Annotated in this window: 15 protein-coding genes and 2 pseudogenes; 6 read left to right on the forward strand and 11 right to left on the reverse strand. The window is 40.4% G+C overall.

From position 1 onward, the window contains the following. Nucleotides 1-123: 123 nt before the first annotated feature. Entirely contained in the window at nucleotides 124-2,016 is a 1,893-nt protein-coding gene (gene pepO / locus FJR73_RS08935) for an endopeptidase PepO (RefSeq protein ID WP_140834546.1), read from the reverse strand. Between the two features lie 185 nt (nucleotides 2,017-2,201). On the opposite strand from pepO, the gene FJR73_RS08940 reads away from it, so the two are divergent. The 4 genes from FJR73_RS08940 to tpx all read left to right on the forward strand — a co-directional run bounded on the left by FJR73_RS08940 (nucleotide 2,202) and on the right by tpx (nucleotide 5,459). Further along, entirely contained in the window at nucleotides 2,202-2,924 is a 723-nt protein-coding gene (locus tag FJR73_RS08940) for a metal ABC transporter ATP-binding protein (protein ID WP_140834548.1), read from the forward strand. Further along, nucleotides 2,921-3,769: a metal ABC transporter permease gene (locus FJR73_RS08945; protein ID WP_000559791.1), complete on the forward strand. Its 849-nt coding sequence runs from the start codon at nucleotides 2,921-2,923 to the stop codon at nucleotides 3,767-3,769. Before FJR73_RS08940 ends, FJR73_RS08945 begins: the two co-directional genes overlap by 4 nt. Nucleotides 3,770-3,800: 31 nt before the next feature. After that, nucleotides 3,801-4,730, forward strand: a complete 930-nt coding sequence (psaA, locus tag FJR73_RS08950) for a metal ABC transporter substrate-binding lipoprotein/adhesin PsaA (protein WP_000733069.1) — start codon at nucleotides 3,801-3,803, stop codon at nucleotides 4,728-4,730. Nucleotides 4,731-4,967: 237 nt separating this feature from the next. Next, nucleotides 4,968-5,459: a thiol peroxidase gene (gene tpx / locus FJR73_RS08955; RefSeq protein WP_049535060.1), complete on the forward strand. Its 492-nt coding sequence runs from the start codon at nucleotides 4,968-4,970 to the stop codon at nucleotides 5,457-5,459. Nucleotides 5,460-5,639: 180 nt separating this feature from the next. Here the strand turns inward: tpx and FJR73_RS08960 are convergent. From FJR73_RS08960 to FJR73_RS10475, 4 genes and pseudogenes are all read right to left on the reverse strand, one after another. After that, nucleotides 5,640-5,798, reverse strand: a pseudogene (locus tag FJR73_RS08960) (competence protein ComA); the annotation flags it as partial. Between the two features lie 140 nt (nucleotides 5,799-5,938). Continuing rightward, a complete protein-coding gene (locus FJR73_RS08965; protein WP_061759304.1) occupies nucleotides 5,939-6,571 on the reverse strand; it encodes an ABC transporter ATP-binding protein in 633 nt (210 codons plus the stop codon). 1 nt (nucleotide 6,572) lies between these two features. Then, nucleotides 6,573-8,588, reverse strand: coding sequence for a DUF1430 domain-containing protein (locus tag FJR73_RS08970; protein WP_061759302.1), 2,016 nt, complete (start codon nucleotides 8,586-8,588; stop codon nucleotides 6,573-6,575). A 449-nt stretch (nucleotides 8,589-9,037) separates the two neighbouring features. After that, nucleotides 9,038-9,202, reverse strand: a pseudogene (locus FJR73_RS10475) (PhrA family quorum-sensing system peptide); the annotation flags it as partial. A 195-nt stretch (nucleotides 9,203-9,397) separates the two neighbouring features. Between FJR73_RS10475 and FJR73_RS08975 the strand changes: the two are divergent. After that, on the forward strand, nucleotides 9,398-10,261 hold the full coding sequence (locus tag FJR73_RS08975) for a helix-turn-helix domain-containing protein (RefSeq protein WP_061759300.1): 864 nt from the start codon (nucleotides 9,398-9,400) through the stop codon (nucleotides 10,259-10,261). Nucleotides 10,262-10,675: 414 nt separating this feature from the next. On the opposite strand, the gene FJR73_RS08980 is transcribed toward FJR73_RS08975, so the two are convergent. The 4 genes from FJR73_RS08980 to FJR73_RS08995 form a co-directional block, all read right to left on the reverse strand. Then, nucleotides 10,676-13,384, reverse strand: a complete 2,709-nt coding sequence (locus FJR73_RS08980; protein WP_140834550.1) for an ABC transporter permease — start codon at nucleotides 13,382-13,384, stop codon at nucleotides 10,676-10,678. Between the two features lies 1 nt (nucleotide 13,385). Continuing rightward, nucleotides 13,386-14,087: an ABC transporter ATP-binding protein gene (locus FJR73_RS08985; protein ID WP_140834551.1), complete on the reverse strand. Its 702-nt coding sequence runs from the start codon at nucleotides 14,085-14,087 to the stop codon at nucleotides 13,386-13,388. A gap of 282 nt (nucleotides 14,088-14,369) precedes the next feature. Continuing rightward, nucleotides 14,370-16,781, reverse strand: a complete 2,412-nt coding sequence (locus FJR73_RS08990) for a glycoside hydrolase N-terminal domain-containing protein (RefSeq protein ID WP_140834553.1) — start codon at nucleotides 16,779-16,781, stop codon at nucleotides 14,370-14,372. 52 nt (nucleotides 16,782-16,833) lie between these two features. Next, nucleotides 16,834-17,526, reverse strand: coding sequence for a phosphoglycerate mutase (locus FJR73_RS08995; protein ID WP_000240129.1), 693 nt, complete (start codon nucleotides 17,524-17,526; stop codon nucleotides 16,834-16,836). 228 nt (nucleotides 17,527-17,754) lie between these two features. On the opposite strand from FJR73_RS08995, the gene FJR73_RS09000 reads away from it, so the two are divergent. Next, entirely contained in the window at nucleotides 17,755-18,546 is a 792-nt protein-coding gene (locus FJR73_RS09000; RefSeq protein ID WP_140834554.1) for a DUF4037 domain-containing protein, read from the forward strand. A gap of 340 nt (nucleotides 18,547-18,886) precedes the next feature. Here the strand turns inward: FJR73_RS09000 and ileS are convergent, their stop codons facing one another. Both ileS and FJR73_RS09015 read right to left on the reverse strand, forming a co-directional pair. Continuing rightward, entirely contained in the window at nucleotides 18,887-21,679 is a 2,793-nt protein-coding gene (gene ileS / locus FJR73_RS09005; RefSeq protein ID WP_140834555.1) for an isoleucine--tRNA ligase, read from the reverse strand. 252 nt (nucleotides 21,680-21,931) lie between these two features. After that, a complete protein-coding gene (locus FJR73_RS09015) occupies nucleotides 21,932-22,813 on the reverse strand; it encodes a DivIVA domain-containing protein (RefSeq protein WP_001123206.1) in 882 nt (293 codons plus the stop codon). Nucleotide 22,814 lies beyond the last annotated feature (1 nt).

Genomic DNA, 22,814 nt, shown 5'->3' on the forward strand with positions numbered 1-22,814 from the left:
GGTTGAAGAGATTTTCAAAGAGTATAAGTAAACTATACAGCAATTCTTTCCATTATAAAAGGCATCCTATCAAGGCTTTCACACCTGATTGGATGCCTTTTTCTGATGACTAGATTTTTTGCCTTACCAAATAATCACGCGCTCTTCTGGTGAACGCCACATACCGTCTCCCTCTTTAACATCATAGGTTGTAAAGAAATCATCGAAGTTTGGTACTTGCACATTGACACGGAGTTTGGCTGGTGCGTGCACATCGACGCTAGCCAAAAGTTTCATAAATTCTGGACGACCTTTCATGCGCCAGATGCGACCGAAATTGTAGAAGAATTCTTCTGCTGAAAAGTCTGGTTCTCTCTTAGCTGCTTCAAGCGCTGCAGCGATTCCTCCCAAGTCAGCCACATTTTCTGATACAGTCAATTTACCGTTGATGGTTGCTCCATAAGAATCTTGTCCATCAAACTGGTCAATAACTTTTTGTGTTTTCTCCTTGAAGGCAGCATAGTCGCTCTCTGTCCACCAATCTTTGAGACTACCATTTTCATCAAAGGAAGCTCCGTTGGTATCAAAGGCGTGGGAAATTTCATGGGCAATAACTGCACCAATACCACCGTAATTAGCAGAAGATGACTGATGCAAGTCATAGAAAGGTGCCTGTAAAATAGCCGCCGGGAAGACAATCAGGTTCTTCTGTGGATTGTAGTAGGCATTGACCATATGAGCAGGCATGCCCCATTCTTTATAGTCTACAGGTTGGTTCCACTTGCTCCAACTATGCTTGATTTCCACACGCGCAAAGGCTAGAGCATTGTCAAAAAGACTAGCAGTCTCATTTACTACTTTGTCCTTATAACGTTCTGGCAATTCTTCTGGGTAACCGATATAAGGCTTGATGACATTGAGTTTGACAATGGCCTTGTCACGAGTTTCAGGAGTCAGCCAGTCATTTTTAGACAAGCGTTCCTTATAGACATCAATCATAGTTGCCACTTTTTTCTCCACGTCTGCCTTGGCCTCTGGAGAGAATTTTTCATGGGCATACCAGAGACCCAAGGCTTGTTTGAAAGGACCTTGTGCTAGCTGGTAGGCTGCCTTGACCTTGTCTTTGGCTTCTGGAACTCCAGAAAGCGCACGACTGTAGGCACCTGACAAAACACGGATTTCTTCTGTTAAATAGCTGGTTGAGAGATTAACAACACTTAAAATTAAGGTTGCCTTGAGGAGAGGCCAGGCCTCTTCACTATAGAATTGGTCTGCTGCTTGCCAGAAACGTTCCTCGTCTACGATAACCTTGTCTGGTACTTGTCCAAGAACGGCTTGGAAGAAGTCATCCAAAGGTAGGGCAGGAGCGAATTTTTTGAAATCTTCATAAGAATATGGATGGTAGAGTTTGGCATATTCTGAACTTTCTTCATTAGAGAGCACCACTGCCGCAATTCGGCAATCCAATTCTAGTCTTTTCTCTAGCAAGTCTTCAATTTCTTCATTAGAGAAATCATAAGCCTTGAGAAGATTTACGCTGGTTTCTTTCCAAAGAGTCAAGAGTTCTTCGCGCTGAGGATGGTCTTCTGCATAGTAGGTCGTATCTGGCAAGATTGTGCTTGGAGCGCTAGCCCATAGAACATTGATTCTAGCATCCATAAAGTCTGGCGATACACCAAAAGGAAGAAAGTTTGGTTTGCCAGCAAGCTCAAACTCTGCTAGTTTAGCTGTAAAATCCGCAAAAGTCTCCAATTCTTGGAATTCTTTAAGAAGTGGTAAGACAGGTGTGATACCGTCAGCTTCTCTCTTGTCAAAATCACGAACTAGGCGGTGGTATTTGACAAAGTTTGCCAAGATAGCATCCTCAGGCACCTCTTGACCTGCCAACCACTTGTCTGTTGTCGCCAGCATCAGGTCTTCAATTTCCTGGTCTAAATCAACAAAACCTCCCGTTTGAGACTTATCTGCTGGAATTTCAGCTGTCTTCTGCCATTCTCCATTGATTGCATCATAAAAATCGTCTTGATAACGTGTCATCTTGTTCTCGCTTTCATTTGTATTTGTTTATTTGTTTTTAGCTTAACAAAAATTACCTGGGAATGCAATTAAAAATAAACGGATGTTTCCTATTGTTTTTCAGTTAATATTTTAATTTTTTGAAAAATTAACTTGACTTAATTTTTTTTTTAAGGTATATTAAGAGTCAGGAGGAATATAAGTTTATGATACGTATCGAAAACCTCAGTGTCTCCTACAAAGAAACGTTGGCACTTAAGGATATTTCACTAGTGCTCCAAGGACCAACAATTACCGGAATCATTGGTCCAAACGGTGCTGGAAAATCAACATTATTAAAAGGTATGCTGGGAATTATCCCTCATCAAGGTCAGGCATTTCTCGATGACAAGGAAGTTAAAAAATCCTTACACCGAATTGCCTATGTCGAACAAAAAATCAATATCGACTACAACTTTCCCATCAAGGTCAAGGAATGTGTCTCACTAGGACTCTTTCCCTCTATTCCTCTCTTTCGCAGTTTAAATGTTAAACATTGGAAAAAAGTAGAGGAAGCCCTTGAAATCGTCGGCCTATCTGACTACGCTGAACGTCAAATCAGTCAACTGTCTGGAGGTCAATTCCAGCGGGTCTTGATTGCCAGATGTTTGGTGCAGGAAGCCGATTATATCCTCTTGGATGAACCCTTTGTTGGGATTGACTCTGTCAGTGAGGAAATCATCATGAATACGCTGAGAGATTTGAAAAAAGCTGGTAAGACGGTTCTCATCGTTCACCACGACCTCAGCAAGGTTTCCCACTACTTCGATCAAGTCTTACTTGTCAATCGAGAAGTGATTGCCTTTGGTCCAACCAAAGAAACCTTTACCGAAGCCAATCTCAAAGAAGCTTACGGTAATCGACTCTTTTTCAATGGAGGTGACCTATGATTGCAGAATTTATCGATGGATTGCAAAAATTCCATTTCCTACAAAATGCCTTGATAACAGCTATTGTCGTCGGGGTCGTAGCTGGAGCTGTGGGATGTTTCATCATTCTACGTGGGATGTCACTCATGGGAGATGCTATTTCACATGCTGTCTTACCAGGTGTAGCCCTCTCCTTCATCTTAGGCGTTGACTTCTTTATCGGAGCCATTGTCTTTGGATTGCTAGCTGCTATCATCATTACCTACATCAAGGGGAACTCGATTATCAAAAGCGATACCGCCATCGGCATTACCTTTTCTTCTTTCTTAGCCCTCGGTATCATCTTGATTAGTGTCGCTAAAAGTTCAACTGACCTTTTCCATATCCTTTTTGGTAATATTCTAGCCGTCCAAGATACGGATATGTTTATCACTATGGGCGTAGGGGCGGTCATTCTCTTGTTAATCTGGATTTTCTTCAAGCAACTCTTGATAACTTCCTTTGATGAACTTCTGGCTAAAGCCATGGGAATGCCTGTCAATTTCTATCACTACCTCCTCATGATACTCCTGACTCTCGTGTCTGTGACAGCCATGCAAAGTGTTGGAACTATCCTGATTGTAGCCATGCTGATTACCCCAGCTGCAACTGCTTATCTGTATGCTAATAGCCTGAAAAGTATGATTTTCCTTTCCTCAACCTTTGGAGCTACAGCTTCAGTTTTGGGACTCTTTATTGGCTATAGTTTAAACTTAGCAGCTGGTTCTAGCATCGTACTTACAGCTGCTAGCTTCTTCTTAATCAGTTTCTTTATCTCTCCTAAACAACGATATTTGAAACTGAAAAATAAACATTTGTTAAAATAAGGGGCAAAACCCCAATAAATTGGAGGATCTAATGAAAAAATTAGGTACATTACTCGTTCTCTTTCTTTCCGTTATTGCTCTTGTAGCATGTGCTAGCGGAAAAAAAGATGCAGCTTCTGGTCAAAAACTAAAAGTTGTTGCTACAAACTCAATCATCGCTGATATTACTAAAAATATTGCTGGTGACAAGATTGATCTTCACAGTATCGTTCCGATTGGACAAGACCCACACGAATACGAACCACTCCCTGAAGATGTTAAGAAAACTTCTGAGGCTGACCTCATTTTCTATAACGGTATCAACCTTGAAACAGGTGGCAATGCTTGGTTTAGCAAATTGGTAGAAAATGCTAAGAAAACTGAAAACAAAGACTACTTTGCAGTCAGCGAAGGCGTTGATGTTATCTACCTTGAAGGAAAAAATGAAAAAGGTAAAGAAGACCCACACGCTTGGCTTAACCTTGAAAATGGAATTATCTTTGCTAAAAATATCGCCAAACAATTGAGCGCTAAAGATCCTAACAACAAGGAATTCTATGAAAAAAATCTCAAAGAATATACTGATAAGTTAGACAAACTTGATAAAGAAAGTAAGGATAAATTTAATAACATCCCTGCTGAAAAGAAACTCATTGTAACCAGCGAAGGAGCATTCAAATACTTCTCTAAAGCCTATGGTGTCCCAAGTGCCTACATCTGGGAAATCAATACTGAAGAAGAAGGAACACCTGAACAAATCAAGACCTTGGTTGAAAAACTTCGCCAAACAAAAGTTCCATCACTCTTTGTAGAATCAAGTGTAGATGACCGTCCAATGAAGACTGTCTCACAAGATACAAATATCCCAATCTACGCACAAATCTTTACTGACTCTATCGCAGAACAAGGTAAAGAAGGCGACAGCTACTACAACATGATGAAATACAACCTTGACAAGATTGCTGAAGGATTGGCAAAATAATACTCTTCGAAAATCTCTTCAAACTACGTCAGCTTCCATCTGCAACCTCAAAACAGTGTTTTGAGCAACCTGTGGCTAGCTTCTTAGTTTGCTCTTTGATTTTCATTGAGTATAAGACTCTGAAAAACGTCATTCTCACATGAGCTGGCGTTTTTTCTATGCCTACATTTCCAGTCAAATCATTGGAAAATTCTGACCGTTTCAGCTACAATGGAAGAAAAAAGATTGGAGTATCTTATGGTAACTTTTCTCGGAAATCCTGTGAGCTTTACAGGTAAACAACTACAAGTCGGCGACAAGGCGCTTGATTTTTCTCTCACTGCAACAGACCTTTCTAAAAAATCTCTGGCTGATTTTGATGGTAAGAAAAAAGTCTTGAGTGTCGTGCCTTCTATCGATACAGGTATCTGCTCAACTCAAACGCGTCGCTTTAATGAAGAACTGGCTGGACTGGACAACACGGTCGTCTTGACTGTTTCTATGGACCTACCATTTGCCCAAAAACGTTGGTGTGGTGCTGAAGGTATTGAAAATGCCATCATGCTCTCAGACTATTTCGACCATTCCTTTGGACGTGATTATGCTCTCTTAATCAATGAGTGGCACCTATTGGCACGCGCAGTCTTTATCCTCGACACTGACAATACGATTCGCTACGTTGAATACGTGGATAATATCAACTCTGAACCAAACTTCGAAGCCGCAATTGCAGCTGCTAAAGCCCTATAGAAAAAATCCTCTGTCACAAAGAGTTCCCTACTCTTTGAAACGGAGGATTTTTCTTATTCTTTAATTATTGTTTATTTTGAAATGAATCCTTCAAAATCTTTTAGTTGAAAATTATATTTTTCAGTGAGTAACACATTATCCACTGCAACATCTTCTTCCAATGGGTAAATATTTCTTTTGAAACGGTTGTAGGAGGAAAATCTCTCCTACACTATTATTGATTCTGAGAGAAAATTGCAAAACATCATCTACCAAACTTTCAATTATTGAGATTTTTTGCAGTTTATCTGAATTAGAATCGCAAGGCTTCTCAATAATATAATTGTCGAATTTTTTCAATCTAACTTCCTCTCCACTATTTCTTCCTTTATCAAGAAAAAGTTACCTCAATATTAATAAAGTACAATTCTAAATTAACTCCAATTATTGATTCATGATAATATTTCAGTAACTAATCGTGCAATTAAAAACAAGGATTTTTATTTCAGACGATCCATCGTGAACACTTCATCAGCCATCTCCCAAATTGCCGGATTATGTGTTGCGATAATGATTAGCCTATTATCATCTCGAAGAGATAGCAAAATCTCCATAATCAACTGAGAGGTTGCTGGGTCTATTGAAGCTGTTGGCTCATCTGCCAGAATAAGGGGTGGATTCTTTAAGATAACTTTTGCCAAGGCAACCCGTTGCGATTCTCCGCCCGATAACTCAAAGATGCGCTTATCTAGGTCAAGATAAGCCAGGCCGACCTGTTCTAAAGCCTGCTTCTGCCTCAACCGCTGTTCCGACCGACTCAACTTTTGACCAATGAGACCTAGCTTAAGGTTTTCTTCAATACTTTGGTTTTCAATTAAGCCAAAGTTCTGGAAGAGGTAGCCCAATTCGTGACGGAAAAAATCACTCGATTTATACTTGGCCAAGTCTTTACCTCGGTAAAAAATCGTGCCATCATAAGATTCTAATTTCCCAATCATGTTCATCAAGGTTGTTTTTCCGCTACCACTTGAACCAATTAAGGCATAGACTTTTCCAGCCTCAAATGTTATTGAAAGATTCGAAAATAACTCTCGTTCTCCAAAAGATTTACTCACCTGTTTAAGTTCAATCATATTAACCTCCCTTCAAAACAAGCATGGACATCTTGTTTTCTTTCTGCATTTGGACATGTAACTGTAAAAGAGATAGACCAGTAAAGAGTAACGAGACTAAGAAAGCAACTACTATCTCTACCATAAGAAATAAACTCGCAACAAATCCCAGTAAAAACACACCCAGTTGAGCAAAGAGATAAGTGCGATGGATTTCTAAGAACCTGAGACCTGCAATGCGTTTGATAAAAATGGCACGTCTAAATTCTTCAAAGTAGAGCCTATTCATAGTGTTAAACAACAAGATTGAAGTTGCAATCCCAAGCACAGCTCCTGCTAGCATTACCCAACGTTCCCTCTGGATATTATCCGATAATGTGATGTAGTTGTGGTAACCTGTTTGCATTTCTGAGACCCAATTTTCAATGCCTTGTCTCTGGATAAGCTCCTGGGCATCAGACAATTGATTAAAGAGAACGTAGTTCTGTACTGCGTCTACCCAAAACAAAATGGACTGTGGACCAGTTGATTGGGGTGTTATAACAATGATGATTGGATCTTTCAAAAACTGCTGGTAAGAAATAGGGGTCGTATTATACACAAAACGATCCTGACCTGATTCCAAATAACCTACCGTAGCAGTCATTTGCTGTCGTTCATCTTGACTAGACATGCGACTGGTTAAGTCGTCTTCAAAAACAGATTTATAATGTTCTTCCTCTGAACGGAGGTGTTCAGGCAGCAATAAGACAAACTCCCCTACATCAAGGTGATTCATCTTTTGCTCAATAGTTGTATCTACAGGAATGTTTTGACGCTCCAAGTATTGCGGTGTGACGATAAGGACATTGCCATTCGGGCTGTAATCGTGCCATTCTGTAGAGGTTGCCAAGTTTTTGGAGGAAGCCATGCCATTTTGCAAAGTACGGTCAATTAACTGGTGTCTAGATAAGAAAGCCTTTTGTTCTGAAACAGCCAGATCCATCAATTGATACCAAGTTCTGAATTTCCTTTGAGCTTGTTCATCAAAACCAGGACTCGTTCCTTCACGGCTGATTGATAGGATAGTCAGTTGCCTTTCCTGACTCCAAACCTCTTGTCCAATCCGATGCTGTTGCCAGGCTTGGGAATACTTTAAGCTACTCCCTATTCCCAGCGTTACAATAATAATCGCTAATAGTTGACCGATTAAAATCAAACTAATGATTCCTCTGACAGGCACTTGCCCTTTTATAATCTGCATCAGGTGTATCTTTTTTATCCCAACTGCGAAGAGTTGAGCGAAAAACAGGGAGATCGACAACAAGATGAGATTATAACTGAGCAAGCCTTCTTCTATGGTCATTAGGGATTGCGTTGGAAGCGACAGAATTTTTTGCATAAGAATGGCGAGCACGCCAGCTAAACTGAAACCAACAGCTATCCCTTTCAAATCCTCACCAACTGGTCTAAGGAAAATGGACCACCGTTTCTCTCCTGAAATGAGGCGAATGCCCGACGACCGTAATTGGCTAATTTGACTAATTAAAGTCAGTGCTCCAAAGGTTAAGATGAAAATCAATAGACTGATTAACTGAAATCCGTTACTAAAGATAGCCATTAACGTAGATAGTTTAGATGGAATTGTCAGGTGCATGTTAGTCAAGCCAAGTTGACTTAGCTCCTCCTTTAGCAAGTGAATATCTAGGTGTCCATCGAATACAAAATAGTTTGTTTCAACACTACTACTTTGAGCATCTTCTAGTTTTTTTTCCTGAAGCCCATCAGGCAACTTTCCGTTCCCAAAGGTCGTATAAGAAAAAACTGTAGTACCTTCTGAGTTAGGATCTTGGTGTTGAATCGCAATAAAGCTATCCGTTTCTTCTGCTAGTTTTTCCAAGCGTGTAGCAACATGCTGAAAAGTTGTTTCAGGGGAAGAATCACGTACAACAACGTTGGGGTAATAATGGGAGACATATGTATCAGTCCAAATGGTAAATACCCAAACAAAGAACAAACTAGCAAGCAGGTTGGATATGAGTATAAATAATTTTTTCATAGTGCATTCCTTATTCTAAAACAGAGGGCAGAAATACCCCTGACCTCTATAAACTAACAAGCTTACTAAACTATTGATAAAAGAATCTTCTTCAATTATTCTTTACCATCTCGCATCAAATCTAATTTTTAACATATTATTACTCCTCTGAATGAAATATTATGAAAATGAGCGAAATGCAACTACATATTTTAATTAGAAATTTCAGTCTGAATTATAGTATCCTATTTTTTCCTCCTTTCTAACTGCATGTTCCTTTCTACAGACAGGGACCTAATTTTATAAACCAATCTTAAATACTTTAGATTTTGTAACTCATAATTTTCAACAGTTGGTTAGCTATGAAAGCATTTTATCAAACATCTCCATTCTGATATCTATCTGGTATTGTTACAAGCTCTCATAAGAATACCTTTCTCTAAATAGTTGAATTTTAAAGTAATACGAAATCAATCAGCCTTCCCAACATCAAGACCATTGGACTTCTTTTGTGATTGCACTCGAATCTCCAATTGTTTATTCTTCTGAATAAACTGTTGGTAAGGAATTGTATTACTAAACATAAAAACACCTAGTAATGCAAATGTAACTAATTTTTTAATTCCACGATTTTTTTCATTCGTGAAACCCTTTTCTTTTTCGTTATCCTTATTTTAACAGATATATTTTATTTAGCCAAGCATTTTTATGTAATTTTTGACTTTTTTTTCAGGTTATTACCATAAAGAATTATTTATTTCTTTAACTTGCTATTTTGAACTAAAAATTTTATAATGAAATTAAGCAAATAGGAAGGTTTATTATCTTTAATGAATACACTCGCAGAGAAATTCAGATTGAAAAGAAAAGAGTTGAGACTCTCCCAACAAACTCTTGCAGAAGGAATTTGTGAACAAAGCCAGATTAGTAAAATTGAGAGAGGGCATTTCATTCCCTCCGCAGACCTTTTGTTCAAACTCTCACAACGACTTGAAGTACCATTAGATTATTTTTTTAATGAACAAATTGAAATTAAATCTAACCTCTCTAATTTCAAGCAATTATCTGCTCGACTATTAGATGACAGAAATTATGACGATTTGGAATATATTTATAGAATAGAGATTGAACGAAGTACTTTTCTAACACTAGAAGACCGAACTTACCTTGAATGGATTAAAGCTATTATTGACTTCTATCAATATGACAGTAAGTGTGAGGCTATTTCTTCATTGGAAAATATATTATTAAAAGTCTCCTCAAATACTCTGATTTATTTAAAGGTATTGAATACTCTATCTAATTTCCATTCCTTAGTGGGTCGTGAACAAGAATATGAGGCAAACTACTCTCATTTAATGGAGTTATATCAGACAAAAAATTTTGAGCATCAAGAGTTTTTATTTGGCTACATCAGAGTTCGTTACAACTACGCTCACTACCTAGTGTCAAAGGAAAAATATAACGAAGCCATCCAAGAAGCTCTTGAGACGATTGAACTCTGTAAACAAAGACAGACAAGCTACCAACTGGCTCCTCTACTTATTCTTGCAGGAAATGCTGGAGCCAAATTTCTAGACAAAGAACAAGTCAAAAATTATTATATAGAAGCAAGAGAGTTATGTAAGATTTATAACAATCCTTTAATGTTGATGAAGATAGAAAATTATTTGAAGGAATTAGATACTGTTTAGTTAATCTTGACATTATAGTTTTTCTGAAACGTTAAATAACCTGTAAGGCTGATAGTATTAATTTCACTATCAGCCTTATAATTATGTGAAGATTCCTTTAGGGATAGTGGTAAGTAATACTAAAGCCTCTTTAATAGGCAAGTGACGAGTCAAGAGCAATGAGGCTTGAACAAAGTGAAAGCCAGCGTCTGTAGGCGCTGGTTGGTAATTTGGGCTTATAGCCCTGGGACAAACCACCCGTTTGACGGATGGTCATGATTTACGAGTAAATATAATTTCAATCAGATAAAAACAACTACCTTATACTCAATGAAAATCAAAGAGCAAACTAGGAAACTAGCCGTAGGCTGCTCAAGATACTGTTTTGAGGTTGTAGATATGGCTAACGTAGTTTGAAGAGATTTTCGAAGAGTATTACTCTACAGATTTCAAGGCTTCAAGCATATCAACCTTTCTCAGATGATGATTGACGAAGAAACCAAGCAAGGTCAAAATGATGCTTACTGCTGCCACTGGGATTACATAGACTTCCCAACCTACCTGCGGATAAAAGAGAATAGTCGCAGGCGAAATCATTTGAATCAAAAATTGGTGTAAATAGAAACCAGATACCAGACCAAGTACGATTCCCACAAGGGACAGCACAATCGTCTCACGGTAAATGTAGAGGGTGACTTCATTATTATGAAAACCGAGAACCTTGATAGTGGAGAGTTCACGGACTCTCTCAGCTACATTTATATTTGTTAGATTGTAAAGGATAACGATAGCCAATAGAACCGACACGATGACCAAGATGGTCATGGTCTGATTGAGTGAACTGGCGACCGAGTCAAAGAGTCGAATGGCTGAAGCGTTCTGGACAACGCTGGACAACGCAGATTGATTCATAAGTAAGCCGGCTTGTCTTTCGATACTAGTAGCACTGGTATCCCTTAACGAGACCAGATAAGTGTTGGCTTGGGGTAGCTGTTCATAAAGTTGCTCATAGCTAGCTTGACTCATATAAATAAAGTGGCCAACGTAGTTCTCAGAAATGGCAGCGACCTTTAGCTCCTTACCTTCAATTTCTAGAATCTGCCCAGCCTTGACACCTGCCAGCTGGGCAAGTTTAGCTGTGATAACGACGCCATCTTTTAATGTCAGCTCCTGCTGATGGCTTTGAAGATGGATAAAGGGAGTCAAATCTTCCTTCTCTGTCATCATAAGGGTAATGGTCTGAAGACCAGCCTTACCTTTGAAATCCTTGTCTAGCGTCTTAGAATAAATTTTCTGGTAGGCTTGGATGTCCTGCCCTTTCAACACTTCTTCTAGATTTGCCTTATCCTGATTGGTCGCACTAGGATTTTCAGAAACAATCATCTGATACTGTTGGATATATTGAAACTGTCTATACGGAACTCCTGCTACAGAGGATTGGATTCCCAAACCTGCAAAGAGCAGAGCTACAGAACCTGCCACACCAAAGATCGTCATCAACATCCGCTGCTTATAACGAAAGATATTGCGAGCTGTTATCTTATGAGTAAAACTGAGACGGTGCCAGATAAAGCCGATACGTTCCAGTAAGATTTTGGCCCCTTTGACAGGTGGTTTAGGCAGTAAAAGTTGGGTTGCTTCGTCATGAAGTTCCCTACGAGCCACCAGATAGGCTGGTAACACACTCGCCAACCAACTCAAGACAAGAGCCAGTAAGCTATAGGTCCAATAGAACTGAATCTGGGTTTCTCCTACCACCATGCCTTTTGTAATGACACTTGAAATCACACTGGCTAGTAAATAATGGCCAAGGATGCTACCTAGAGCTGTTCCGACAGTCCCAGCTACTAGGCCGTAGAGGAGAAACTTGGCGATAATATCCTTGCTACGATAGCCCAAGGCCTTAAAAATTCCTGCATGTGTTCGCTCTTCATCCACAAAGCGAGTCATGGTTGTAAAGGTCACCATGGCCGCTACGGCATAAAGCACCACAGGAAAGATATTGCCCACTGCTCGAATACTGGATGAAGCATTGCTATACATGAGATAGCCCTGTCCACCTGGTATGGTCTGACGATTATAGACTTGATACTTAGGCTCAGCCAAATCATCCAAAACTTGCTGATGTTTTTCTAATTTTTCCTTTTCTTGAGCTAGATTTTGTTCAGCCTGCTTTAGTTTATCCTCTTCCTTGCTCAATTCCTGCTTGGCTTGGGTAAGTTGAGCACTGGCTTGATCTCTCTGAGCTTGAGGAAGCAAGGCTAGTTGACTTTCCTGAGCTTGTAAACGAGCTTGAGCAGTTGCTAAACGACGCTTGCCTTCCTGCAAATTAGTCTCAGCCTTATCAAGGGTCTCTTTACTTTTGTCTAGAGACTCTTGTCCTTCTTTTTTCAAGAGTTGCAGACGTGCCTTACCATTATCTGACAAAGCTTGTTCTAGATCTTCCTGATGCTGTTTGGATTTTTCTTCATAAGCTGCTGAGAAAGCATTTAAACCTGACAAATCTTGATATTTTAAGCGTGCTATATTGTAGACTTTCTGATCAAACTGACTAGGTAAAATCACCCCATAGGCTGTCAGAGTCCCACTTCCACTGCCTGCGTAGCCCATATCTCGCTGGGAGAGGATTTCAGCTGAATCCACAAAACCAGTAATGGTATACCTATGGTCTTTTAAAGAGGAATGACCCTCTTCTTTTTCTTTAAAACTAATCTCCTGTCCTACACGATATTGGCCCTGCAAATGAGTGGCCAAAGCGATTTCCTTGTCTGACTGAGGAAGTCGTCCCTCTCTTAGCTGAAAGGTTGAAATTCGCTCTGGTTTGGAGTACAGCCGAATGGCATCCTGCCTATTTTCCATAGTCACATCTGTCAAATAGCCAAACTCAACCTCTGCACCCTCTATCTGTTCTAATTCTTTTTGATCTGCTTGATCCAAACCATAGTTAGACATGACTGCCAAATCCAAAGTTTGAGCAGTTGTTAAATAAGCATTAGCTGTCGCCTCCATGTTGGGGCTAGTCACTTTGAGGCCTACTAGAGCTAAAGAACCCAGCATCATCAAGGTTAAAATGGATAAAAAACGCCCCTTAGAGCCTGTGAAGGACTGAATCAAGTCCTTCCAATAGGTTTTTCGTTTGATCATGCTAGTACTCCAAATTGTCGATATCCTGAGGATGCGGGTTGATCACCACATCCTTGACACTGGCATCGTGCATATGAATCACGCGATCAGCAATGGGCGCCAAAGCTCCATTATGAGTCACGATGATCACCGTCGCTCCCTTTTGACGAGACATATCTTGGAGAATTTTCAAAACCTGCTTACCCGTCTGATAATCCAAGGCGCCTGTCGGTTCATCACAAAGGAGAATTTTAGGATTTTTGGCTACCGCGCGTGCAATGGAGACTCGCTGTTGCTCCCCTCCAGAAAGCTGGGCTGGAAAGTTATTGAGACGATGAGCCAGACCTACATCTGTCAAGACCTGTTCAGGATTCAAGGCATCTGTCACAATTTCTGATGCCAGTTCTACATTTTCCTTAGCAGTTAAATTAGAAACTAGATTATAAAACTGAAAAACAAAACCGACATCATTGCGGCGGTAATTGGTGCGCTGGTAGGAACTATAGTCTACAATATTGACACCATCAATCCAGATTTCCCCGTCGTCATTGGTATCCATGCCTCCAAGAAGGTTAAGAACTGTTGACTTGCCTGCACCAGATGCACCTAGAATGATTACCAATTCACCCTTTTCAATCTCAAAATTCACATCACGATTGGCCACAATCTCCGTGTCCCCAACCTGATAACGCTTGTAACAGTGTTTCATCTCAATATAAGCCATAAGCCCCACCCTCTCTCAAACAAATTACTTCCTACTACCATTATAACGCTTTTTCAAATAGTTGGAAACTGCTTACATTTTCAAATCCTTCAAAAAAGGCAGTTCCAAATTACTGCCTTCTAATACTCAATGAAAATTAAAGAGCAAACTAGGAAGCTAGCCGCAGGTTGCTCAAAGCACCGCTTTGAGGTTGTAGATAAGACTGACAAAGTCAGTCACATATATACGGTAAGGCGACGCTGACGTGGTTTGAATTTGATTTTCTAAGAGTATGACATCTTCTTAAAAAGAAAATTGAACCAGATCGCCTTCTGCTGTCGCCACTGAAATACAATCTTTCCCTATACATTTCACTTTTGCTTTTTCTTGATTCACTTCAATCACACTTTTTTCAATACCTGGATAAGAGACTCGCAAATCTCCTCCACTTCCTGATAAAATGGTCATCTGTAAGAGTTTTTTATCCTCCCACCGCATACTAACTTCAAAATGTCCACGTGCCATTAAACCTGAAATAGAACCTGTTGACCAAGCATCGGGTAGGGCAGCTAGGGGCACTAGATAAGCTGTATGAGACTGGAGCAACATTTCTGCCATACCACTAGTAGCACCAAAATTACCATCTATCTGAAAAGGAGGATGGGTGCACCAAAGATTGGGCAAGGTGGATGTCTTTAACTGCTCTGCTAATAATTTATGGGCTCGATTTCCATCTCCTAGACGCGCCCAGAGATTGATCTTATTAGCCTTGGACCAGCCTGTGCCCCCGTCTCCACGATCATTGAGACTAGCACGCGCCGCTTCAAGATAGTCTTGTCCCTTATGACTAAAGAGATTTCCAGGATAAAGTCCCACCAGATGAGAAGCATGCCGATGTTGAGCCTCCACCTTCTCATTTTGAAAATACTGTTCTTCCTCCTCATACCACTCTCTGATTCGACCAGATTGAGTGATTTGTAGAGGATTAAGCAGGTCAAATTTTTCTTTGACTTCCGTCAACAAATCCCCATCCAGCCCCAATTCCTGAGCAGCCTGTATAAAATCATGAAATAACTGCCAAATCAGAGATTGGTCATAGGTATTGCCAATCGAAATCGGTCCATGTTCTGGGGAATAAGACGGAGAAGATACCCAACGTTGAGCCTGCTGATCCTCATGTAAAAAATCATTCCAAAAACGAACCGTTTCCTTCAACATGGGATAAATTTTCTCCCTGAGATAGTCTTGGTCCCTGTAAAATGAATAGGCTTCATAAACAGTTTGCATCATCCACGCATTGGCAGCTGGTGACCAACCCCAATAGTAATCCCAACCAGGTGCCGTCCAGCCAAAAGGAGTCGCTTGAGTATGAACCAACCAACCATTCTCCTCCCCTTCCTGAGAGACAATTCCTGCATACCTTGCAGCCGCTAGACGACCATAGACTCGCAAATCATCGATATAGTTGATGACTGGAAAAGCCGTCTCTAGGAGATTGGTAACATAGGCTGGCCAATAATTCATCTGCAGGTTGATATTCAGGTGATAGTCCGAATTCCAAGGAGGATTATCGACCCCATTCCAGACTCCCTGTAGGTTAGCTGGTAGAGCATCTGGGCAGTCTCTAGAAGAACTAATCAATAAATACCGCCCATACTGGAAGAACAATTCCTCCAAAGCCTGCCCCGCTTGTGGCTTATAATTTTTTAGCAAATCATCTGTAGGGGATGATTCAAAATCAGCTCCCAAATCCAATTGAACACGCTGGAATAAGGCTTGGTAATCCTGAATATGCCTTGATTTCAATTGGGTATAGCCCTTTTCTTTAGCTATCTTCACCAAGTCTTTTACCTGTTGCTCTAAATCTATTTTCTTGCGATAATTGCTAGCAGGATTTTGGGAAAAATCCGTCTTAGCAGCCAAGAAGAGATTGGCATAACTGGCTCCTGATATCTGAATCTTATCTGACCAGACTCTAATGTCTCCATCCGTTTCCCAAGCTAGACAGCCAGCAAACCGCAGGTCATTGTCCTTGACCCTCCCCTTCATCAAGATATGAGAATCAAAGACATCCAACTTGCATTCCTTGTAATCAGATTTTTCCTGCTCATACTTTCCATCAGAAGCCAAATCACGACTTAGCGACAGTTCTATAGTAAAATCTAGAGTTTCCGCCCCTTCCTTAGTAAAACGCTGAACCAAGAGATCATCTGGAAAACTGGCAAAAGCTTCACGTTCAAATCGCGTTCCCTTATAGGCATAAGAAGTCATCGCAAGTGCCTTACTAATATTCAGCTGTCTCTGATAGTCCGTCACCTGAGACAAAGTCGTACCTTGCTGGCTGAACTCAATGTGAATATCCCCAAAGGACAGATAGGTCCCATATTGACTCGTTTGGGGCCCGACTAGATGCTGCTCCGCCAGTTCCTTAGCCCGATTGTAATCTCTCTTTTCCAAAGCCTGCCGAATATCAGCTAAAAAACCATACTGATCCTGAAGATTTCCACCCTGATAATCGGAACTATCAGGAAGTGGACCACCAGACCAGAGACTTTTTTCATTGAATTGAATCCGCTCAGCCCCTATAAGCCCAAAGACTTTAGCTCCTAAACAACCATTGCCTAGCGGTAAGGCCTCTTCTTCCCAACCCTTGTAAGTAGTTGAAGCTGGTTGCTTGTAGGTCAGTACATAATCTTGTTTTTTATTCCTTATCATACTACCATACTAACATAAAAAGCCTAGAAATCAATTCTAGACTTACAATTTTTTATTTTCCAAGGTAGTATTCAGAAACTACGTTCAATTTTTCGTCGAATTCGAATACTAATGGTGGGAAGTTAGGGATTTCCACATCCATGATTTCGTCATCTGACAAACCTTTGATGTGTTTTACAAGGGCACGGATTGAGTTACCGTGAGCTCCTACAAATACGTTTTTACCATCTTTAAGAGCTGGAGCGATTTTATCTTCCCAGAATGGAAGGGCACGTTCCAAAGTTACTTTCAAGTTTTCAGCATCTGGAATGACTGAGTCGTCAAGTGAAGCGTAACGACGGTCAGTGTGAGCTGAGTGCTCATCATCACGGTCCATGTTTGGAGGCAATACATCGTATGAACGACGCCAGATGTGAACTTGTTCATCACCAAATTGTTCAGCAGCTTCAGCTTTGTTTTTACCAGTCAAACCACCGTAGTGACGTTCATTCAAGCGCCATGATTTTTCAACTGGAACCCACAATTGGTCAGAAGCTTCAAGAGCCAAGTTAGTTGTTTTGATCGCACGTTTCAATACTGAAGTATAAGCTTGGTCAAATTCGATACCAGCTTCTTTGATCAATTTACCAGCGTCAATCGCTTGTTGTGTACCTTTTTCAGACAAATCAACATCAGCCCAACCAGTGAAAAGGTTAGCTTTGTTCCATTCAGACTCACCGTGGCGAGCAAAAACCAATTTTACCATTAGATGGATTCTCCTTTAAATTTTCCGAGGTTTCCCCTCGTTTATCTATTCTATTTTACACAATTTTTCACAAAAAAGCTAGTCAAAACCAAAAAGGAACCGACTGTTTGGCAGTTGGATTGCTTTGAACAAGATCAGCAAATATATGAGAAGAAATTTCCATTTCACTCTTGCTAGTCTCCTTACTTTTTGTTAGAATGATGTCAAAAAATAAAGAAGGTTAACATTATGCCACAACATCTCTTTAAAGAATTGGCTCAACTAGAGCAAGTAGAGGCTCTAGCTCTAGGAGGCTCACGGGCTGGACAAGATTTTGACAAAGACTCTGATTATGATGTATATGTCTACCTCAGTTCTCCTCTCTCGCCAGACATACGAAAAGAAATCCTCAGTAAACATTGCTCCTATATGGAAATCGGTAATCAATTTTGGGAATTGGAAGATGATTGTGTTCTCAATAATGGTATCGAAATCGAGCTGATTTACCGCTCTTTAGACGAATTTGACAAAGATTTACAAGCCGTAGTTTTAGAGCATCAAGCCCAGAATTCTTACACTACTTGTATGTGGTACAATCTTCTCAATAGTAAGATTATCTACAATCAAGATGGTCACTATGCTGCCCTCCAGAAAAAGTACAATCTTCCTTATCCAGCTGAGCTGAAAAAGAATATCATCAACAAGCAATTCCTGCTTCTCGACCAAGCTATGCCAGCTTTTTCAAGACAAATCAAAAAAGCTCTCAAACGCCAAGACTTACTCAGCATCAATCACCGCACTAGTGAGTTTTTCGCCTCTTATTTTGATTTGCTCTTCGCCTTCAATGAGCAGCTCCATCCAGGAGAAAAACGCATGCTCCAGTTCGCAAAAAACAATTGCTCTCATCTACCTCAAAATTTTGAAAACGATATTCAAGACTACTTTCAAAATCTCTACCAACTAGATCACCATCAGAAAACAGTCCTAACTTTGGAGCATCTCCTATCAAATCTTAAACATTTGGTTGATGAATCCATTTAGAACGCCAACAGATAAAAGCTCATGAAATCTACTTTTCAGATGAATCATGAGCTTTTTGAAATTCAACAATAGATAACGATGTAAAGTTATACTCAATGAAAATCAAAAAGCAAACTAGGAAGCTAGTCGCAAGCTGTGCTGAAGTACAGTGAGGCAACATTGACGTAGTTTGAAGAGATTTTCGAAAAGTATTAATTGAAACAAGAAAACGACAATAAACTTCTAACATGATAAAAACGCATCATATCAGGTATTCAAAAACGTGATACAATGCGTTTTATAGATTATAAAATTAGTTGTCTTTCCTTCTCAAATTGAGTTTTCTCTAGATTTTTCAACCTTATTTCGCTTCAAATCCTTCTGCGACTGCGTCCGCGAAATTTTCTTCTACGATGCTTGCACAGTGGTCACAAATGACTGCGTGGTAACTGCGTTCTGCTGTTGTTGGGTCGATACGACGGCAACGGTCACATACTTCACCTGCAGCGCGTTCTACTGTGAAGGCTACATCTTCGAAGCTAACAGCAGTTTCTGGAGCTGGTCCTTCTGCGATAGTCAATTCAGACACGATCAAAAGTTGAGCTACATTACTGTTTACTGCTTCGAGTAGAGTTTTCACAACTTCGTTCGGATAAACTGTCAAGTGTGCTTCGAGTGATTTACCGATAACTTTGGCATTACGAGCTTCTTCCAAGGCTTTTTGAGCTTGTCCACGGAAATCCATGAATGCAGCCCATGTATCCAAGATTTCCTCTTGGTTAGCAAAAGTTTCTGCTTCTGGCAATTCTGACAATTGAACGAAGTCTTCGGCTTCAAACTCAAGGTATGACCAGATTTCCTCTGCAGTGTGAGGGAGGATTGGTGTCAAGAGTTTGGTGATTTTAACAAGAATGTCATAGAAGACAGTCTGCATTTGACGGCGTTCCAGTGATTTGGCACCTTCGATGTAAACAACGTCCTTAGCAAAATCAAGGTAGAAGGCTGACAAGTCAACGTTGATAAAGTTCACCAAGGCCTTGTAGATTGTCAAGAATTCAAAGTTAGCATAGGCATCACGAATCGTTTTCACAAGCTGGTTAAAGCGAATCGTCATGTACTTATCAACTGAGCGAAGCTCATCGTAAACTACTGTATCTTGAGCTGGGTTAAAGTCAGATGTATTGGCAATCAAGAAACGAAGGGTGTTACGGATTTTACGGTAAGTTTCAGAGACTTGGCTCAAGATATCCATAGAAATACGCACGTCGTTGCTTGAGTCTACACTTGTTACCCAGAGACGCAAAATTTCAGCACCAAATTGTTTTTCAACATCACTTGGAGCAATGGTATTTCCAAGAGATTTAGACATCTTCTCACCTTTACCATCAAGGGCAAAACCTTGTGACAAGATTTGTTTGTATGGTGCTACGCCATGGTTGGCAACAGATGTGATAAGTGAAGAGTTGAACCAACCACGGTATTGGTCAGAACCTTCAAGATAAAGGTCTGCTGGGTAAGTTAATTCTGGACGGTTTACTACAACCCCATTCCATGATGAACCTGAGTCAAACCAAACGTCCATGATATCTGTTTCTTTCTTGAATTCACCATTTGGTGAACCTGGGTGAGTATATCCTTCTGGCAAGAGGTCCTTGGCATCGCGTTCCCACCAAATGCTTGAACCATGTACTTCAAAGAGTTGAGCTACATGTTCAATAGTTTCAGCAGTCATGATAGCTGTACCATCTTCAGCGTAGAAGATAGGAAGCGGAACACCCCAAGCACGTTGACGAGAGATAACCCAGTCGCCACGGTCACGGATCATATTGTAAAGACGGACTTTACCCCATTCTGAGTGGAATTTCACCTTTTCAATTTCATCCAAGATTTCTTGGCGGAATTTAGAAACTGAGGCAAACCATTGTGGTACTGCACGCCAGATGATTGGTTTCTTAGTACGCCAGTCAAATGGATATGAGTGAGAGATTTCTTCTTGGGCAAGAAGGAGGTTACCAAGTTTCTCGATAACAGTTGGAACTACCTTTTCATAGAATTGACCTTCAAACTCAGCACCAGCATTAGCCATCATGATACCGCGTTCATCAACAGTGACCGCAACTTCAAGACCATTAGCAATACCGACATTGTAGTCGTCTTCACCAAAACCAGGGGCTGTATGGACAATACCAGTACCAGAGTCAGTGGTAACGTGATCACCAAGGATAACCAATTCATCTACAGCTGTATCCCATGGGTGTTCTGTTACGATGTGGTTGAGTTCTTGACCACGGTAAGTTGCCAAAACTTGAACATCAGCCCAGCCAAATTTCTCAGACAAGCTAGTTAACAATTCTGCAGCAACCACAAACTTACGAGTTTCACCAGCAGGTTGAACCAAAACGTAATCAATATCCGCTCCAACAGTCAAACCACGAGAAGCTGTAATGGTAAATGGAGTAGTTGTCCAGACAGCGATGTAAGTATCTGTATCTAGAACACCTTTGCCATCTTTTACTTTATTTGCATAATAAAGAGAAGTTGAAACCAAGTCATGGTATTCAATCTCTGCTTCAGCAAGGGCTGACTCAGATGACCAAGACCAGTAAACTGGTTTTGCACCACGGTAGATATAACCTTTATTAGCCATCTCACCGAAGACACGGATTTGCGCTGCTTCATAATCAGGAGTCAAAGTCACATATGGATTTTCCCAGTCACCAGAAACACCCAAACGTTTAAAGTCTTCACGTTGTTTATCTACTTGAGAAAGAGCGTATTCACGGCAAAGTTTCAAGTACTCAACCAAGTCCATTTCTTTGCGTTTAACACCTTGTTTTGCCAAAACTTGCTCGATTGGCAGACCATGAGTGTCCCAACCAGGGATAAATGGTGCGTAAAAACCTGACATAGATTTTGAGCGAACAATGATATCTTTTGAAATCTTGTTCATAGCATGTCCAACGTGGATATTTCCGTTCGCGTATGGAGGGCCATCATGCAAGGTGAAATGAGGTTTTCCTTGGTTCAATTCTTGACGACGTTGGTAAAGTTTTGCATCTTCCCATTCCTTTTGCCAAACTGGCTCTTTGGTAGGAAGGCCTGCACGCATTGGGAAAGCTGTTTTCCCAAGGTTAAGGGTATCTTTAAGTTTCATGGTATCTCCTTTATAAATAATAACAAATTAAAAACCACGACTGCCAAAAAGGACGAAAATCGTGGTACCACCTTTGTTCGGAAAAAGATCTAGTCTTTCTCCCTCTTTTCCCGTAACGTGGGGAACGTCAAATCTTACTAGCTTCAGACTTGAGTTTTTGAGAGGATAATCTTATCATTAGGGAATGCAGGACTCACACCATCTCCTGCTCGCTGGAAATATAAGGATAAGATATTGTTCTCACATCGTTTCTTATAAAATTGTAACAGATTCTTGCGGTGCCTCAAATCCTGGTTCTGAGCTTACAGCTTCAGTAGCTGGTGTTGGGCCTGAGTAATGGCTTGGGACTACTTCTGGCTCTTCATACATTGGACCAACTGGATGAGCAGGCTCTTCTTCAATTTGAGGACTCACTACAGGAGTTGGATTTTCCACTTCCTGTTTAGCCTGAGCTTCAAATTCAGCCAATTCTTTATTGGCTGCCTCAATACGAGCTTGTAACTCTGCCATTTCTGCCTGAGAGAATTGACGTGTCATATCAATTGGTTCTTCCTCAATTGGAGCTGGAATCGGTTCTCCAAGCACTTCGCTAACCACTTCTTTAAAGGCTTCATCACTGGTTTGAAGATAAGTAGCTGTTGGACGAAGAATATCTTCCCAATCTGAAGATTCAACGATAGCCAACTGACTCTCAATTGTAGATTTAAGACGCTGGTGGAAGACACGACTCTTGTTCTTCAATTCTTCTGTTTCAACAGCAACTTTCTTAGCATTATCAGTTGCGTGACGAAGAATTTCATTTGCCTTGTACTTAGCTTCTTCCAATAAACGTTGTGCATCTTGCTCTGCTTGATGGATAATATTGTTTGAACGTTCAGATGCAGCTTGTTTTACTCGTTCAGCTGTATCTTGAGCAATCAATACAGACTGGCTCAATGAATCTTTCATCTCATCAAAGTAAGACAAACGATCTTCTAAACTCTTAATATGTAAATCCTTATCATGATTAGAGCGGACTAAATCTTCATAATCACGGACTACAATATCTAAAAATTCATCTACTTCTTCTGGATCAAAACCTCTAAAGCGTGTGCTAAAGGTTTTATCTTTGATTTCTAACGATGTAATTGGCATA

Source organism: Streptococcus sp. D2 (assembly GCF_006385825.1).
GTDB lineage: Bacteria > Bacillota > Bacilli > Lactobacillales > Streptococcaceae > Streptococcus > Streptococcus shenyangsis.

What these genes read in the sequence shown, in the direction of transcription:
- pepO (WP_140834546.1), bottom strand. Translation starts at nt 2,016, where the DNA reads ATGACACGTTATCAAGACGATTTTTATGATGCAATCAATGGAGAATGG.
- FJR73_RS08940 (WP_140834548.1), top strand. Translation starts at nt 2,202, where the DNA reads ATGATACGTATCGAAAACCTCAGTGTCTCCTACAAAGAAACGTTGGCA.
- FJR73_RS08945 (WP_000559791.1), top strand. Translation starts at nt 2,921, where the DNA reads ATGATTGCAGAATTTATCGATGGATTGCAAAAATTCCATTTCCTACAA.
- psaA (WP_000733069.1), top strand. Translation starts at nt 3,801, where the DNA reads ATGAAAAAATTAGGTACATTACTCGTTCTCTTTCTTTCCGTTATTGCT.
- tpx (WP_049535060.1), top strand. Translation starts at nt 4,968, where the DNA reads ATGGTAACTTTTCTCGGAAATCCTGTGAGCTTTACAGGTAAACAACTA.
- FJR73_RS08965 (WP_061759304.1), bottom strand. Translation starts at nt 6,571, where the DNA reads ATGATTGAACTTAAACAGGTGAGTAAATCTTTTGGAGAACGAGAGTTA.
- FJR73_RS08970 (WP_061759302.1), bottom strand. Translation starts at nt 8,588, where the DNA reads ATGAAAAAATTATTTATACTCATATCCAACCTGCTTGCTAGTTTGTTC.
- FJR73_RS08975 (WP_061759300.1), top strand. Translation starts at nt 9,398, where the DNA reads ATGAATACACTCGCAGAGAAATTCAGATTGAAAAGAAAAGAGTTGAGA.
- FJR73_RS08980 (WP_140834550.1), bottom strand. Translation starts at nt 13,384, where the DNA reads ATGATCAAACGAAAAACCTATTGGAAGGACTTGATTCAGTCCTTCACA.
- FJR73_RS08985 (WP_140834551.1), bottom strand. Translation starts at nt 14,087, where the DNA reads ATGGCTTATATTGAGATGAAACACTGTTACAAGCGTTATCAGGTTGGG.
- FJR73_RS08990 (WP_140834553.1), bottom strand. Translation starts at nt 16,781, where the DNA reads ATGATAAGGAATAAAAAACAAGATTATGTACTGACCTACAAGCAACCA.
- FJR73_RS08995 (WP_000240129.1), bottom strand. Translation starts at nt 17,526, where the DNA reads ATGGTAAAATTGGTTTTTGCTCGCCACGGTGAGTCTGAATGGAACAAA.
- FJR73_RS09000 (WP_140834554.1), top strand. Translation starts at nt 17,755, where the DNA reads ATGCCACAACATCTCTTTAAAGAATTGGCTCAACTAGAGCAAGTAGAG.
- ileS (WP_140834555.1), bottom strand. Translation starts at nt 21,679, where the DNA reads ATGAAACTTAAAGATACCCTTAACCTTGGGAAAACAGCTTTCCCAATG.
- FJR73_RS09015 (WP_001123206.1), bottom strand. Translation starts at nt 22,813, where the DNA reads ATGCCAATTACATCGTTAGAAATCAAAGATAAAACCTTTAGCACACGC.